At 30.3% G+C, this 15617-nt stretch carries 16 protein-coding genes; all 16 read right to left on the bottom strand.

From position 1 onward, the window contains the following. Positions 1-69: 69 nt before the first annotated feature. Entirely contained in the window at positions 70-711 is a 642-nt protein-coding gene (locus LRR82_RS04360; protein WP_249030307.1) for a peptidylprolyl isomerase, read from the bottom strand. A gap of 12 nt (positions 712-723) precedes the next feature. Continuing rightward, entirely contained in the window at positions 724-1890 is a 1167-nt protein-coding gene (locus tag LRR82_RS04355) for a cation diffusion facilitator family transporter (RefSeq protein WP_249030306.1), read from the bottom strand. Then, a complete protein-coding gene (locus LRR82_RS04350) occupies positions 1890-2228 on the bottom strand; it encodes a hypothetical protein (protein ID WP_249030305.1) in 339 nt (112 codons plus the stop codon). Before LRR82_RS04350 ends, LRR82_RS04355 begins: the two co-directional genes overlap by 1 nt. A 126-nt stretch (positions 2229-2354) precedes the next feature. Continuing rightward, a complete protein-coding gene (locus LRR82_RS04345; protein ID WP_249030304.1) occupies positions 2355-4109 on the bottom strand; it encodes a bifunctional homocysteine S-methyltransferase/methylenetetrahydrofolate reductase in 1755 nt (584 codons plus the stop codon). Continuing rightward, the gene (locus LRR82_RS04340; RefSeq protein ID WP_318031847.1) at positions 4109-6466 is read right to left on the bottom strand and encodes a homocysteine S-methyltransferase family protein; all 2358 of its coding nucleotides are present in this window, start codon (positions 6464-6466) and stop codon (positions 4109-4111) included. Before LRR82_RS04340 ends, LRR82_RS04345 begins: the two co-directional genes overlap by 1 nt. Continuing rightward, the gene (locus LRR82_RS04335) at positions 6456-7127 is read right to left on the bottom strand and encodes a hypothetical protein (RefSeq protein WP_249030303.1); all 672 of its coding nucleotides are present in this window, start codon (positions 7125-7127) and stop codon (positions 6456-6458) included. Before LRR82_RS04335 ends, LRR82_RS04340 begins: the two co-directional genes overlap by 11 nt. Before the next feature lie 103 nt (positions 7128-7230). Continuing rightward, positions 7231-8019, bottom strand: coding sequence for a histidinol-phosphatase HisJ family protein (locus LRR82_RS04330; RefSeq protein ID WP_249030302.1), 789 nt, complete (start codon positions 8017-8019; stop codon positions 7231-7233). Further along, entirely contained in the window at positions 8019-8657 is a 639-nt protein-coding gene (gene hisIE / locus LRR82_RS04325; protein WP_249030301.1) for a bifunctional phosphoribosyl-AMP cyclohydrolase/phosphoribosyl-ATP diphosphatase HisIE, read from the bottom strand. Before hisIE ends, LRR82_RS04330 begins: the two co-directional genes overlap by 1 nt. Further along, entirely contained in the window at positions 8657-9421 is a 765-nt protein-coding gene (gene hisF, locus LRR82_RS04320) for an imidazole glycerol phosphate synthase subunit HisF (protein ID WP_249030300.1), read from the bottom strand. Before hisF ends, hisIE begins: the two co-directional genes overlap by 1 nt. Further along, a complete protein-coding gene (gene hisA / locus LRR82_RS04315; protein ID WP_249030299.1) occupies positions 9403-10128 on the bottom strand; it encodes a 1-(5-phosphoribosyl)-5-[(5-phosphoribosylamino)methylideneamino]imidazole-4-carboxamide isomerase in 726 nt (241 codons plus the stop codon). Before hisA ends, hisF begins: the two co-directional genes overlap by 19 nt. Beyond that, a complete protein-coding gene (hisH, locus tag LRR82_RS04310) occupies positions 10125-10730 on the bottom strand; it encodes an imidazole glycerol phosphate synthase subunit HisH (protein WP_249030298.1) in 606 nt (201 codons plus the stop codon). The genes hisA and hisH overlap by 4 nt, the downstream gene beginning before the upstream one ends. Further along, entirely contained in the window at positions 10730-11317 is a 588-nt protein-coding gene (hisB, locus tag LRR82_RS04305) for an imidazoleglycerol-phosphate dehydratase HisB (RefSeq protein ID WP_249030297.1), read from the bottom strand. The genes hisH and hisB overlap by 1 nt, the downstream gene beginning before the upstream one ends. After that, complete coding sequence (hisD, locus tag LRR82_RS04300; protein WP_249030296.1) at positions 11314-12618, bottom strand: histidinol dehydrogenase; 1305 nt, start codon at positions 12616-12618, stop codon at positions 11314-11316. Before hisD ends, hisB begins: the two co-directional genes overlap by 4 nt. A 1-nt stretch (position 12619) precedes the next feature. Beyond that, the gene (gene hisG, locus LRR82_RS04295) at positions 12620-13246 is read right to left on the bottom strand and encodes an ATP phosphoribosyltransferase (protein ID WP_249030295.1); all 627 of its coding nucleotides are present in this window, start codon (positions 13244-13246) and stop codon (positions 12620-12622) included. Beyond that, a complete protein-coding gene (locus tag LRR82_RS04290) occupies positions 13239-14210 on the bottom strand; it encodes an ATP phosphoribosyltransferase regulatory subunit (RefSeq protein ID WP_249030294.1) in 972 nt (323 codons plus the stop codon). The genes hisG and LRR82_RS04290 overlap by 8 nt, the downstream gene beginning before the upstream one ends. Positions 14211-14537: 327 nt before the next feature. Then, on the bottom strand, positions 14538-15617 hold the full coding sequence (locus tag LRR82_RS04285) for an ABC transporter ATP-binding protein (RefSeq protein ID WP_249030293.1): 1080 nt from the start codon (positions 15615-15617) through the stop codon (positions 14538-14540).

Here is a 15617-nt window from a genome sequence, read left to right as displayed (position 1 = left end):
CATTATAACATTATTATAATAAGATGGTTTTCTTAAAATGAAAAGAGCATTTCTGCTCTTTATAATAAATTATTCTACTACGATAATACTTGTAATAACAGGTTGATTTTCACTACTTACTGTACCATTGCTATCTTCTACAATCGCATCTTCTACAATTGCATCAACTACATCCATCCCACTTGTTACTAGACCAAATGCTGCATATGAACCATCTAAGTACGTTGAATCACTGTGCATAATAAAGAATTGACTACTTGCACTATCGTAGGCAGATGATCTAGCCATGGAAAGAACACCACGAGTATGGCTTAAGTCATTTACATAACCATTACTAGAGAATTCTCCAATAATTGTATTATCACTACCACCTGTACCATTCCCCAAAGGATCGCCTCCTTGAATCATAAATCCATCAATAATACGATGAAAAGTTAATCCATCATAAAAGCCTTCTTCTATTAATTCAATAAAATTAGTAACCGTAATTGGTGCAATATCCGCATATAAAGTAGCTTCAATAACTCCATATCCTTCAACCTCAATTTCAATATAATAATCACCACTTAAATAATCATCATAATTAATCTCAGTTTGTTCACTTTCTTCTAAAGGAATCATTGTTCCATCTTCCTCTTCTTCGCCTTGACTACAACCAACAAGCGTTAACGCTAACATAAAACTAATTGTAAATTTAAATATTGTTTTCATTCCTGTTCTCCCTTAAAAAAAACTATGGTCAACTTGTATAACCGTATAATATGCATATCCTGATTCATGCAGTTTTGTCGTGATCTGTTGTTTTAACAATACATGATTAATATCATCCGATGCTGGTATTAAAACATCAAAAATAAGGTTCGTATGATTTGGCCCTGAAACCATTCTAAAATCATGAATTGTATAACTTGGATTTAATTTTTGTACTATCGATAAAACTATCTCCCTCATAAGTGACAAATTTTCATCTTGAAAATCAATTGGATCCATATGAATGGTAGTTAAAATATGATATTTCTCTAAAATATTTCTTTCTATTTGATCAATTGCTTCATGTGCTTCCATAATATCACTCGTTGCATCAACTTCTACATGTAATGTTAAATAACGACTACCAGGACCATAATCATGAAGCATTAAATCATGAATACCTTTTGCTTGTTCAAAAGACATAATATATTCTTCCACTTCTCTAACAAATGCTTGATCAGGTGCTTTACCCAACAATGGATCTAATGTATCTTGAAATGACTCAAATCCTGCTTTTAAAACAACACAAGAAACTAATACACCTAAACAACCATCTATTGGTAAATCAGTAAATAAACTAATAATTAACGATAATAGTGCAGCACAAGTAGAAAAAACATCATTCAAACTATCTTTTGAAACTGCCATTAAAGTTCCTGAATCAATTTTTTTAGCAACATCTTGATTAAAATAACTCATCCATAACTTGACAATAATCGATATAATTAAAGCAACACAAGCTGCTTCACTAAAATATAATGTTTGTGGATTTATAATTTTTTCAATCGATTCTTTAAAAGCAAAGAAACCAACAATAATAATTGTTAAAGAAATACATAAACCAACCACATATTCTATTCTACCATGACCATAAGGATGATCATTATCTGGATGTTTAGAACTAGTCTTAAAAGCTACTAAACTAGCTAAATTACTAGCAACATCACTAAAATTATTTAATCCATCTGTTTGTATTGCAATACTACTAGTAAATACTCCAAATAATACTTTAAAAGAACCTAATAAAATATTACAAAAAATACAAACAACACTGGAAAGAACCCCATAAGACTCTCTTACCTTAGGATCCTTATAATTTAAATAATCAGTAATTGTTAATTTGGCTATCAATGAAAACATTATATTTCCTTATTTAAATAGATATTTAATTTTTCAATACTAATAAACTTTAACTCTTCTAATTCTTTATAATAACCTTTCATCTTTTCAATATCTACTGCTTTATTCGCTAATACTGCTAAGGTTGCAGCCACTACTGGATTATCCATCATAACATAAGCATCCCCATTTTGTGAATAATTTGGTTGTGTTAATAAAACATTTAATAAAGCCCCATACGCTAATTTTACTTCTACACGTACAGTTGGATATCGATGTCCCCCAAATACATTTTCTGGCAAATAGTATTTCCCTTCCACTTTAATATTTTGAAGATCTTGTTTGTTATATACATTCATTATAAATACCTCCTATATCCTCAATTATAACAAAGATAAAATAAAATTGATAGACTATCCTTGTTATTTAGAATCACCTATTTTGTTATATTTTGTATAAAAAAAGAAACATAGTTTCTTTTTTACTTATTGTTTAATATATTCCATTATTTCTTTTATCAAATCTACTCGATTAAAGGGGGAAATTAAATAATATCCATCTACGACATCTTTCATTTTATCAATCATATCCATAGATAATTGAATAGCTAAATGATAACATTCTTCTTTTGATTTATTATAGAATTGTTCGACTATTTCTTCACCAATAGATATACCGGGTATTTCATTATTCATAAAACAAGCATTACGATAACTAACAATTGGCATAATTCCACCAATAATAGGTACAGAAAGTTCTTTTTTTGCTCTTTTTAAATTATCAAGTGCTTGTTGGTTATAAACAGGTTGACTAAATAAAGCAATTGCTCCATTTTTAATTTTATCATTTGCAAGTCTTAATTGAATATCAAAGTTTTTAGCATTAATATTTAATGCTCCATATATATAAAAAGGGGATTGAAACATCGACGTATTTAAATTATTAATATGATTCATTAGCATTCTAGAATTAAATTCATAGACAGCTTTTACTTCATTTCTTTGTTCACTAGGAATAGGATCTCCCGTAACAATAAGAATATCTTTTATTTCTTCTACACTTAAACCAAGTAACAATGATTTTGTAGCATTTACATTACGATCACGACATGTTAGATGAGGCATCACCTCTAAACCTAACTCACGCTTTAGCTTACAAGCTACTAAACTACTATCCATACGAACTCGAGCAACTGGATTATCGGCAATTGTTACTAAATCAACACCTGCTTGTTTTAGTTGTTTTGCACGATTCATAAATTCAAAAATATCATCATCTTTAGGTGGATCTAATTCAACTGCTATTGGTTGATGACCATTTTTTATAGCTTCATAAAAAGGACTGTTTTTGATTAAACCAGTTCTTTTTTTAAGTGTTGTATTACTAGTAATAACTTTTAGTTGATTACTAGATTCTAACAGCACTTCCATATCTTTAATAAATTCTGGTGTTGTTCCACAACAACCACCTATCATCTTTACTCCTTTTGAAACAATATTTATCATTTGCAAAGCAAAATAAGAAGAGTTGTTTTGATAATGTGTTCTTTCCCCTATGATGGTAGGATAACCAGCATTGGGCATTATTAAATCGGGTACTACAGAAATTGTTTGAATATAGTTATATAAGTCATAAGGTCCACAAATACAATTCAATCCAACTGCATCAACATCTTTATTTCCCTTTGTTTCCAACAATAACTTTTCACCTATTAACCCTGAATTAGTATATCCTTGAGCACTCACAGCAAAAGAAACAATAACATAAGCATCCTTATTATTTTCTTTAATATATTGGATTACTTCTTTTATAGGATCAAATTCACTCATTGTTTCAAATAAGAAATAAGATGCTCCTAAAGAAAGAAAAACATCTACTACTTTTTTATATTCTTTAAAATAGTCTTCTTTTTCTAATCCATGAATTGGTCCAATATCACAAAAAACATAAGCATCCCTATCTTTGGAAGCATTTATTGCTAATTGATATCCTGCCTGAATAATATCTTGATATGGAAATAAACTATCAATTTGTTTGTCATTAGCAAGAAAAGTATTTGTTTTAATCGCTTTTGCACCTGCTTGTAAATAACGTCGATGAATTTCCTCGACACTCAAAGGTGATGTGATATTTGCATATTCACAACGATAAGTAGGATCATGGAAAACACTAGAAAAATAAGTTCCCATCGCCCCATCAAACAGTAAAACATTTTCTTGAATAAATTCTTTGATTGCCATTAACCCAATACCTCCTTTGCAATATCAGCTGACTGTTTGGCATCTTTACCATAATAATCCGCACCTATTTTCATAGCGTACTCTTGTGTCAATACAGCTCCACCAACCATTATTTTGCATGGATGATTTGATTTTCTAATTAATTCAATCGTTTCTTTCATACTTTCAACTGTTGTGGTCATAAGAGCAGATAAACCGATTAAAGATACATCTTGTTCAATAGCCATATCTACAATTACTTGAGGTGATACTGATTTACCTAAATCAATCACATCATAGCCATAGTTTTCTAATATTACTTTTACAATATTTTTACCGATATCATGGACATCGCCATATACTGTTGCAAGAATGATTTTTCCTTTTAAAATACTTTTCGATGATGTCAAAGCAATCTCTTGTTTAATTGCATCAAAAGCACTACAAGAAGCATTCGCACTACGAATTAATTGTGGTAAAAATATTTCATTTTTTTCATATTTTAAACCAACCAAGTCTAATGTTGGTATTAATATTTGATTTACTATATGCATTGGTTCCAATTCTTTTAGTAATTCTTTTGTAAGTTTTGCAGTTTCTAATTCTAAACCTTTCATAATAGCTTGTTCAATTGTTAATTCTGTTTGATGAACCTCATTATTAGAAATAGTTTCATTGTTATATCGTTCAATATAGTTTTGACTATCTTTATCATGTCCGCAAAGTACTCGATAAGCATAGATAGCATCCATCATCGAACTACTATTTGGGTTAATGATTGGTAATGTCAGACCTCTAGACATTGCCAACATTAAAAAACTATGGTTAATTAAATTACGATTTGGTAGTCCAAAGGAAATATTGGAAACTCCTAATACCATATTAACTCCAATTTCATTTTTAATACGTTCCATTGCAAGAAGTGTTTCGTTACAACTATCTTGTTTTGCAGAAACGGTTAAAGCTAAACAGTCAATTAAAACATCTTCTTTTGGAATACCATAACTTAAAGCACTATCGACAATCTTTTTAGCAATTTCGAATCTTTTATTAGCATTATCAGGAATTCCATCTTCATCAATTGTTAAACCAACAATACATGCCCCATATTTTTTAGCTAAAGGCAAAATTTTATCTAACTTCTCTTTTTCGCCATTTACTGAATTTAATATCGGTTTTCCATTATAAAAGCGTAATCCAGCTTCTAGTGCTTCTAATTTAGAAGAATCAATTTGTAATGGTGTTGTCACAATAGATTGTATTGCTTTTACAACTTCCACCATTCTTTGTTTTTCATCTATTTGAGGTACTCCAACATTGACATCTAAAATTTCTGCACCTGCTTCTACTTGTTCTAATGCTTGTTTTAAAATATACGACATATCTCGCTCAATAATAGCTTGTGCAAATCTTTTTTTACCAGTAGGATTTATTCTTTCTCCAATAACACGTACCGTATCAACTCTAACAACTTCATTACTAGAGCATACTCTTGTCATTTTATTATACTTTCTAGGGCTGCATGATAATCCATTCATTTTTTTAATTAACAATTCAATGAAATCTTTGGTTGTTCCACAGCATCCCCCTAAAATAGAAACACCCGCCAAAGCATAGTCTTTCATTATATCACTAAATTCCTGGGCTCCAAGATCATAAAGACCCGTTTGGGGATCTGGTAATCCTGCATTAGGTTTAGCAATAAGAGGCAAATTGGTATAAGTTGATAATTGTTGCATTAAAGGTAAAATTTCTTTTGGTCCTAATGAACAATTAATCCCAAGGGCATCGACACCTAGTCCTTGTAAAGTGATTGCCATGCTTTCTAATGTACAACCTGTAAAAGTTCTACCATTTTCTTCAAAAGTCATCGTTACAAATATTGGTAAATCACTATTTTCTTTTGCTGCTAACACAGCTGCTTTTGCTTCATATAAATCCGTCATTGTTTCAAAAACAACCAAATCAGCCCCAGCACGAGATCCATGAATAATAATCTCTTTGAAAATATCATATGCTTGTTCAAAAGTTAACGATCCTAAAGGTTCTAATAAAGTACCTATTGGACCAACATCCAAAGCAACAAGAACATCTGTTCCTTTTGTTACTTCTTTTGCATTTTTGATAGCTAAACAAACTAACTCCTCAACACTTAATTCTTCTTCTTCTAATTTATGACGATTGGCACCAAATGTATTTGCATAAATAATATTTGAACCAGCTTCAATATAAGCTTTATGAACATTTTTAATTAATTCAGGATTTGTTTTATTTAAAACTTCTGGTCTTTGTCCTAATTCTAAACCACTAGCTTGAAGCATTGTCCCCATTGCTCCATCTAGAAAAATAAACTCTTTTTTTAATAAATTATGAACCACACCTTTTTCCTCCCTTACGATAATGACAATTATTTATAAAATCACAATATTGACATCCTTTTATCCTCATTTTTTGAGGTTTACTTGCAATACCAATGATTGCAGTAATTGATTTTGTAGGAACCATTGTTCCAAATGATGATAAAGTAAGACCCATTAGTTTTTGAGTCTCTAATATACTACATATTTGTTTTTGATAATCTAAAGATAAATCCCCATACCCTGGTGAAAAACGATCAGTAAAAAACATGCCTTTTGACATCCATTCTTCTTTTAATTTTAACTCTAAATCATTCATTAACTCTTCAACCATACTACTAGCACAACAATCCATAACATAAGCATGAGAAATATTTAATAATTGTGTTTTTGTTAAAAGTTGATCTACTTGACTACCTAGTGTGACTGCAAGCAAAATACATTGATCACAATCAACAAGTAGTTGTAAAGCACTTTTTGCTTGCAATGATAGTGCAGTATGTAACAAATCTACTTTTGTTTTTGATTTTTCTAAAGAGAAAATACGATAGGTTACTTTCCAAGAGTCTGTTTGTTGCAATTGTTTTGTTACCAAAGATATTTCTTGTGCTGTTTGATCATCTATATTTTGATCATTTAATCCTAAGTAACGTATTACATCCTCTTTATTAATATGCAACATAAGACCCCTCCTTTTTTTAAATACATTATAACAAATTAGCTACAAAATAGAAGGCTAGAAAGACATTTCAATAAATAATCTATCGAAGCATCTAACTAGCCCATTATTTGTCTATTGTTTTATTAGTAAAAGTAGAAATAGTAAAACCAATATTTTGTAATTGTTGATGAGCATCATCTAAACAATATCCTAATGTATCACAAATGTGACTATCACTACCTGTTGTTAAGATTCTACCACCTAAATCATAATAACGTTGTAATATCTTATAATTTGGGAATCCACATGTTTGATGAACTTTATATCCTGATAGGTTTAGTTCTAAACCGATCCCTTTGTGAATTAGTGTTTTTAGTATGTTATCAATAATCTCTTGATGAACATCATATTCTATTTCTTTATCTTCATAAGGACCATATCGTACAATATAATCTAGATGGCCTAAAACATGAAAGCAATCAAATGTTTGAACAGCTTTTAGTGTTTCTTTAAAAAAATCACGATGCGCATCATTCTTTGATTTTCCATGAAAGAATATTGCTGGATCATAAAATTCTTGATTATCAATAACATGGATAGAACCTATTACAAAATCAAAAGGATAACTATGAATAAGTGTATTTATTTCTTTTTGATAATTACAATCTAATCCAATTTCTATCCCCCATTTAATAATCAATTGATCTTTATAAATGTTTTGATACATTTGTATTTCTTTATAATAAGCATCCACATCTAAATCAAAAGAAGTTCCAGGATAAGAAAAGTCTTGATGATCACAAAAACATATTTCTTCTAAACCTAATTCAATTGCTTTTTCAATATGATTTTTTACATATTCTTGGCTATCAGCAGAAAAATGAGTATGAATATGATAATCAATTTTTTTCATTAGTATTCCCCTTTTGTATGAAATACTTTTTTATTACCTGTTATTTGATGTCTTTGTTTTAGAATGTTTTGAACATCTTCTAAAGAGATATCTTGTTGATTCATCAATACCATTACATGATATAATAAGTCACCAATTTCACCAACTAATTCTTCTTTATCATTGTTTTTTGCAGCAATAATCGTTTCACTTGCTTCTTCACCAATTTTTTTACAAACTTTATCAATTCCTTGTTCTAATAAATAATTAGTATATGATTTTGGGACAGGAGTTTCTTTTCTTTCGATAATCATTTTTTCTATTTCAACAAAAATATCACTACCATCAAATGGTTTTACTTCTTCAAAAAAACAAGAATAAGCACCAGTATGACAAGCTACACCAATTTGATCAACAAAAATTAATATCGTATCCAAATCACAATCTAAATACATTCCTTTAATATGTTGAATATGACCTGAAGTTTCTCCTTTATGCCATAATCCTTTTCTTGATCGAGAATAAAAATATGTTAAATTTGTTTCTAACATTTTATCATAAGCTTCTTCATTAACATACGCCAACATTAACACTTGTTTTGTTTGATAATCTTGGACAATTGCTGGAATAAGTTCCATTTTATTAAAATCTGGTCTCATTAGTTTGTTCTCCTTACTTGTATTCCGGCTTCTAAAAGCGCATCTTTTACATCTTGAACACTAGCTTCATTATAATGAAATAAAGAAGCAACAAGTGCAGCATCACAGTTAGTTTGTTGGAAAACATCGACAATATGTTGAATACTTCCACATCCACCACTTGCTATTACAGGAATATCTACAACAGAACATACTGCATTAATCATATCAATATCATATCCTGCTTTTGTTCCATCCCCATCCATACTAGTTAGTAGAATTTCTCCAGCCCCTAATTGTTCACATTGCTTTGCCCATGTTACTAAATCAATACCAGTATTTTCTCTGCCACCTTTTACATAAACATCATAATTACCTTTTTCATTCTTTTTAGCATCAATTGCAACAACGACACATTGTACCCCAAATTCATTTGCTGCTTCTTTTATAAGCAAAGGATTAGCGATAGCAGAAGAATTGACAGAAACCTTATCCGCACCACTTGCTAGAATCATACGAAAATCATCTAATGTACGAATACCTCCACCTACTGCTAAAGGAATTGATAATTCTTTGGCACCTCTTTCAATGATTTCTTTCATAATATTACGATCTTCATAACTAGCTGTAATATCTAAAAAAACCACTTCATCTCCACATTGTTGTTCATATCGTTTTGCTAGATCAACAGGATCACCAACTTCTGTTAAACCAACAAAGTTTACACCTTTGACCACTTTTCCATCTTTAATATCTAAACAAGGAATTATTCTTTTGGTAAGCATGAAATAACCTCCTGTAAATCAATTTTTCCTTCGTAATACGCTTTTCCTACAATACATCCATAATAATTAGAATTAGCACAATCAAGAATATTTTGTTGATCTTTAATACCACCAGATACCACAAACTCAATCGAAGAAACTTTAGAAATTTCTTGATACATATGAAAATTAGGTCCTTGTAATGTACCATCTTTTGAAATATCAGTTACTACTATATAACGAACTCCTATTTTTTCTAATTGACAAATAAAATCTAAATAATTAGTTTGGCTTGTTTCTAACCATCCTGCAGTAGAAACAAAACCATCTTTTACATCCACTCCAACGACTATTCTTTTAGGTCCATATTTATCTAATGCTGCTTGTAAAAATAGAGGGTCTTGAATAGCAGCTGTACCTAAAATAACACGATCTATTCCTACTTCATCTAAATACATACTTACTGTTTCTATATTACGAATTCCGCCACCTAATTCTAAAGACATATTTGTTGCTTTTTTAATCGTTTTAATTGTTGATAAGTTTTTACATTGGCCATCCTTAGCCCCATCTAAATCTACTAGGTGTAGCCATTTTGCTCCTGCTTGTTCAAATGTTTTCGCTATTTGACTAGGATCATTACTGTATACTGTTTTTTGATTATAATCACCTTTATATAAACGCACTGCTTGACCATCTTTTAAGTCTATTGCTGGTAGTAATATCATCCTATCATCTCCCTAAATCCCATTAATATTTTACTTCCAATTTTACCACTTTTTTCTGGATGAAACTGACATCCCATTACATTCTTATTTTTAACAATAGCTGTTATTTTATTGGATCCATACATACTATAAGCTACTAAATTATCTTGTGGACAAGTAGCCATATAAGAATGTACAAAATAAACATCATCATGTTCATCAATATATTGTAACAAAGGAGATTCTTGACAAAAGACTAACTGATTCCATCCCATATGAGGTATTTTTTCATCAATATTCATATAATCAACAACTCCTGGAATAAACCCTAATCCCTTTGTTTCTTCTACTTCAAATCCTTTTTCAAACAAAATCTGCATACCTAAACAAATCCCTAATATTGGAACTCCTTTATCTTTACATTCACTTATTATTTCAATTAATCCAAATTGTTTTAAATTTTGCATTGCTACTTTAAAAGTTCCTACACCAGGTAAAACAATCCCTTTTGCTTGTTTTATTACAATTGGATCTCTTGTAATGACACTCTCCATTTCTAAACGATCAAAAGCACTTTGAACACTTAATAAATTACCCACATTATAATCAATAATTGCTATCATTAAATAACTCCTTTAGAAGAAATTACTTTGTTACTTCTAGTTGGATCATTACTTAATGCTATTGCTAAAGCTCTACCTGTCGCTTTAAAAGCTGCTTCAATAATGTGGTGTGTATTTTTACCATATGCCTTATTAATATGTAATGTGATACCTGCTTGTTGACTAAAAGCTCTAAAAAACTCTTCTGTCATTTCTGTTTCATAATTTCCTAGTAAAGGCAATGAAACATCACAATTATATACTAAATATGGTCTAGCACTAATATCTAAATCAACTGTTACTTTTGCTTCATCCATTGGGATAGTAAAACTCCCATAACGCATAATTCCCAATTTATCCCCTAAAGCTTCTTTCATACATATCCCTAAGGCAATTCCAATATCTTCAACCGTATGATGACAATCTACTTCCAAATCACCATGACAAGTAACTTCTAAATCAAAATTACCATGAAAAGCTAATAATGTTAGCATATGATCAAAAAAGCCAACACCTGTATGAATATTACTAGTTCCATTCCCATCTAAATTCAATGATAATTCAATACTAGTTTCTAAAGTTTCTCTTTTCAAACTACTTGCTCTCATAACTCATCCTCCTCAAAACGAACTGCAATACTATTCGCATGACCATCTAGTCCTTCACTATTCGCAAAAGCGATTACATCCTCTTTAAATGTTTCTAAAACTGGTTTTGGATAATAACTGTAAGAAGAATATTTTACAAAATCATATACTCCTAAAGCAGAATAGAATTTAGCAGTACCACCAGTAGGTAATACATGATTTGTACCAGACATATAATCTCCTAAAGGTTCTGGTGAATGTTGCCCTAAGAATATGCTTCCAGCATTTTCTATATAAGGCAATGCTTCCATTGGTTGATCAATTAAGATTTCTAAATGTTCTGGAGCTAATTCATTAGATACTTGATAAGCAGTTAATAAATTATCTACTAAAATAATACCACCATAATTATTCAATGATTGTTCAATAATATCTTTTCTATTTAAATAAGCCATTTGACGAATAATTTCCTTATTCACCTCATTCGCTAACTCTTTCGATGTTGTAATCAAAATAGAACTAGCTAAAACATCATGTTCTGCTTGAGACATTAAATCAGCTGCAACATACTTAGGATTTGCATTTTCATCTGCAATAATAAGCACTTCACTAGGTCCTGCAATCATATCAATATCCACTACTCCATAGCATTGTTTTTTGGCTGTAGCGACATATAAATTACCTGGACCAACAATTTTATCAACCTTCTTTAACCACTTTGTACCATACGCTAAAGCGCCTACACCGTGAACACCACCTACTTTTACAATCGTATCAACACCACATACTTTTGCAGCACCAATTAATTTAGGATCTACCTTCCCATTTGCTTTAACAGGAGTAAAAGCAACTAGTTCTTTTACTCCAGCAAGTTTTGCTGGAATAGCATTCATTAAGACGGTAGAAGGATATAAAGCAGTTCCTCCTGGAATATAAAGCCCTACTCGAGCAATCGGACGTACTATTTGTCCTAACATGACTCCATTATCTTTATACATAGACCAAGATTTATCAACTTGATTTTGATGAAAATCAGTAATTTGTTTTTTCGTTCTTTGTAAAATACGCAAGTAATCATCATCTATCTCATTCATAGCCTCTTCTATTTCATCTTGTGTTACAAATAAATCTTCTTGTTTTTCAATCACATATCCATCAAATTGATTAGCGTATTTCATTAATGCTTCATCTTTATTACATTGAATATCTTCTAAGATTGCTTGGACATCTTCATTTACTTTTTTTGAGACATTTTCTTTACGACTCTGTAAAATATTTTCAATTTCGAAAACATCACCAGTATATTGAATTATTTTTAACATACTATCTCCCTACCTGTTTTTCTAATTTTTCTACCATTTCTAAGATTTCATCTTTTTTAAATTTCAAACTAACTTTATTACAAATAAAGCGTGTTGATATTTCACTTATTTCCTCAATTACTTCTAATCCATTTGCTTTTAATGTAGAACCAGTTTCTACAATATCTACAATTGCATCCGAAATACCAACAATAGGTCCTAATTCTACAGAACCCTCTAACTTAATAATTTCAACATCTTCTTTTTTAGATGCAAAATATTTTTTAGTTACCAAAGGATATTTACTAGCTATTTTTTTACGACGTTTAAAATCACAATCACGATAACTTGGATAAGCAGCTAGAGCAAAAACACACTTCCCTATTTCTAAATCCAATAACTCATAATAATCATCAAAATCACTATCATCCAAACTATCTTTCCCTACAAAACCAACATCTACAATACCATGTTCTAAAAATGTAATGACATCATTGGCTTTACCAAAGATCATTGATAAACCATCTTTTGTTTCAATTAATAATTCTCTATCTTTATTAAAAATAGGATCCATATCATATCCTGCTTTTTCAAGCATTTTACAAACTTGTTTTTCAATACGTCCTTTTGTTATTGCTATTTTAATCATTGTTTTGTACCCCTTTTTGCATCGATTGAATAATTTGACTAATGTTATAACAGAACCCAACTGCTCCTACTGGTAAATCAAATCTTTCTAACAAATGATCATAACGACCACCATTCACAATACAATCTACACTTTCACTAGCATAACCCTTGATCATAATCCCAGTATAATAATGCATCGATGGAACCATTCCTAAATCAAAAATAATAGTCGATGTAGAACTCATTGATTCATTAATTTTTATTAAATAATGTAAACATTCTATTAAAACCATATCTTTCGTAGCTAAAATCTTATCTTTTATTTCATCTAAAGAACCAAATGACATTGGTAAAGCTAATAATAATTGTTGCATTGTTACATCAATATCTAATATTGCTACAAATTGCTTCATTCCACTAATATCACGATATTTCAATATTTTTGTTAACGTTTCAGGATGACCCACAATCTCAATTAAACGATGGAAAAATGGTGCATAACCAACTTCCACAATCACTTTATCCAAACCTAACATTGGTATTGTTTGTTGCATTAAATTAAGACATTGAATATCACCCTGAATACCCGGACAATTTATTAATTCAACACCACCTTGATAAATTTCACTACTTCTTCCTTTATGACGTTTTACTTTACGATAAACCTTCCCAAAATAACAATAACGCCCTTCATTTTCTTTTTGCGTTGTTGCATAAAGCCTAGCTAAAGGAACCGTAAAATCATACCTCATCGCAATACTTCTTCCCTCATGATTAATAAATTGAAAGATCTCACTAGTTTTTAAGTTTGGATCAAGTGACATATACAAATCTGTATACTCTAAACTTGGTAACAAAACTTCTTGGTACTGTTTCGATACAAAACATTCCCTTAATTGATTTTCAACAAAACGTAGACTTGTGACATCCTCAAAAACACAGTCAATACTCTCCTCTGGTACGATATACATAAATTCTTTCATTGTTTTCCCTCCTATTAAAAAAAGCGTATCGTTAAACCTAACGAACGCTTTTGTCTTACTTGCACATTAGATATAACTCATTTATAAATATGTTAAAATGGGCTATATCAAAAAGATTTAACCCTGTGAGCTCCAATGATGATGTAATTGTGAAATATTTGCTTTTTTCATAAACTACCTCCTCGTTTTTGTAATAATAACACAATCATTATTAAATAATCAAGTAATATTGTTAAATTGTATACATTAATGTTAAAAATAGTGTGATTGTTTTAAAATAAATACAAAAAGAAAAGGATAAGTTATCTTATCCTTCTTTTAAAATAATTATTTATCTAAAATATGTAAATTATGGACATCAAATACTAAGAAAGCTTTATCTCCCGCATTATATGTTTTATGAGATTTTGGATTATATTCTGTTACAGTAAAACGAACACCATCTACTAATACTTCATAATATTGATGAGTTCCCATAAATGTAGATAAAATAACTTCACATGGAAGTAATCCTTCATCTTCTAAAACAATTGATTCTGGTCTAATCACGATTTCACATACTTCATCTACTTCCAAACTTCCTTTAAAAGGAATTTGAACAGGTGATCCATTTAATTCCACTGTCACTTCATTTTCAGCTTTATCAAGTACTTTTCCATTAATAAAATTAGCTTCTCCAATAAATTGAGCAACAAATTTATCTTTTGGTTGTAAATAAATTTCTCTTGGAGTTCCTTTTTGAGCAATAACTCCTTTATTCATGACAATAACTTGATCAGAAATACTCATTGCTTCCGATTGATCATGGGTAACATAAACAGCCGTAATACCAATCATTTGTTGAATTTTTCGAATTTCTGTTCGCATAGAAACACGTAACTTCGCATCTAAGTTAGATAAAGGTTCATCAAACAACAATACTCCTGGTTCCATAACTAACGCTCTAGCAAGCGCTACACGTTGTTGTTGTCCTCCGGATAATTGATTTGTCATTCTTTCTTCCATACCTTCTAATTCCACTAATTCTAACATTTTAGTAACACGTTCTTTAATTTCATTTTTAGGTAATTTTTTAATGTTTAAACCATAAGCTACATTTTGGTATACATTGATATGTGGTAATAAAGCATAGCTTTGGAAAACCATGGCAGTATCTCTTTTATTTGGTGGTAGTTCATTGATAGCCTCTCCACCTAAATCTATTTCCCCACTATCTGGACTTTCAAAACCAGCAATCATTCTTAATGTTGTTGTTTTACCACATCCTGAGGGACCAAGTAAAGTGACAAATTGACCTGGTTCTATATCTAATGATATATGATCAACTGCATAAAATTCTTTTTTTGTTTTTGGATCAAGATATACTTTCGATATATCTTTTAATTGAACACCTTTTGGAGTTTTCAT

The sequence above is a fragment of the Tannockella kyphosi genome, assembly GCF_021054785.1.
Lineage (GTDB): Bacteria > Bacillota_I > Bacilli_A > Erysipelotrichales > Coprobacillaceae > Tannockella > Tannockella kyphosi.
This window is presented reverse-complemented; position numbering and strand designations above follow the sequence as displayed.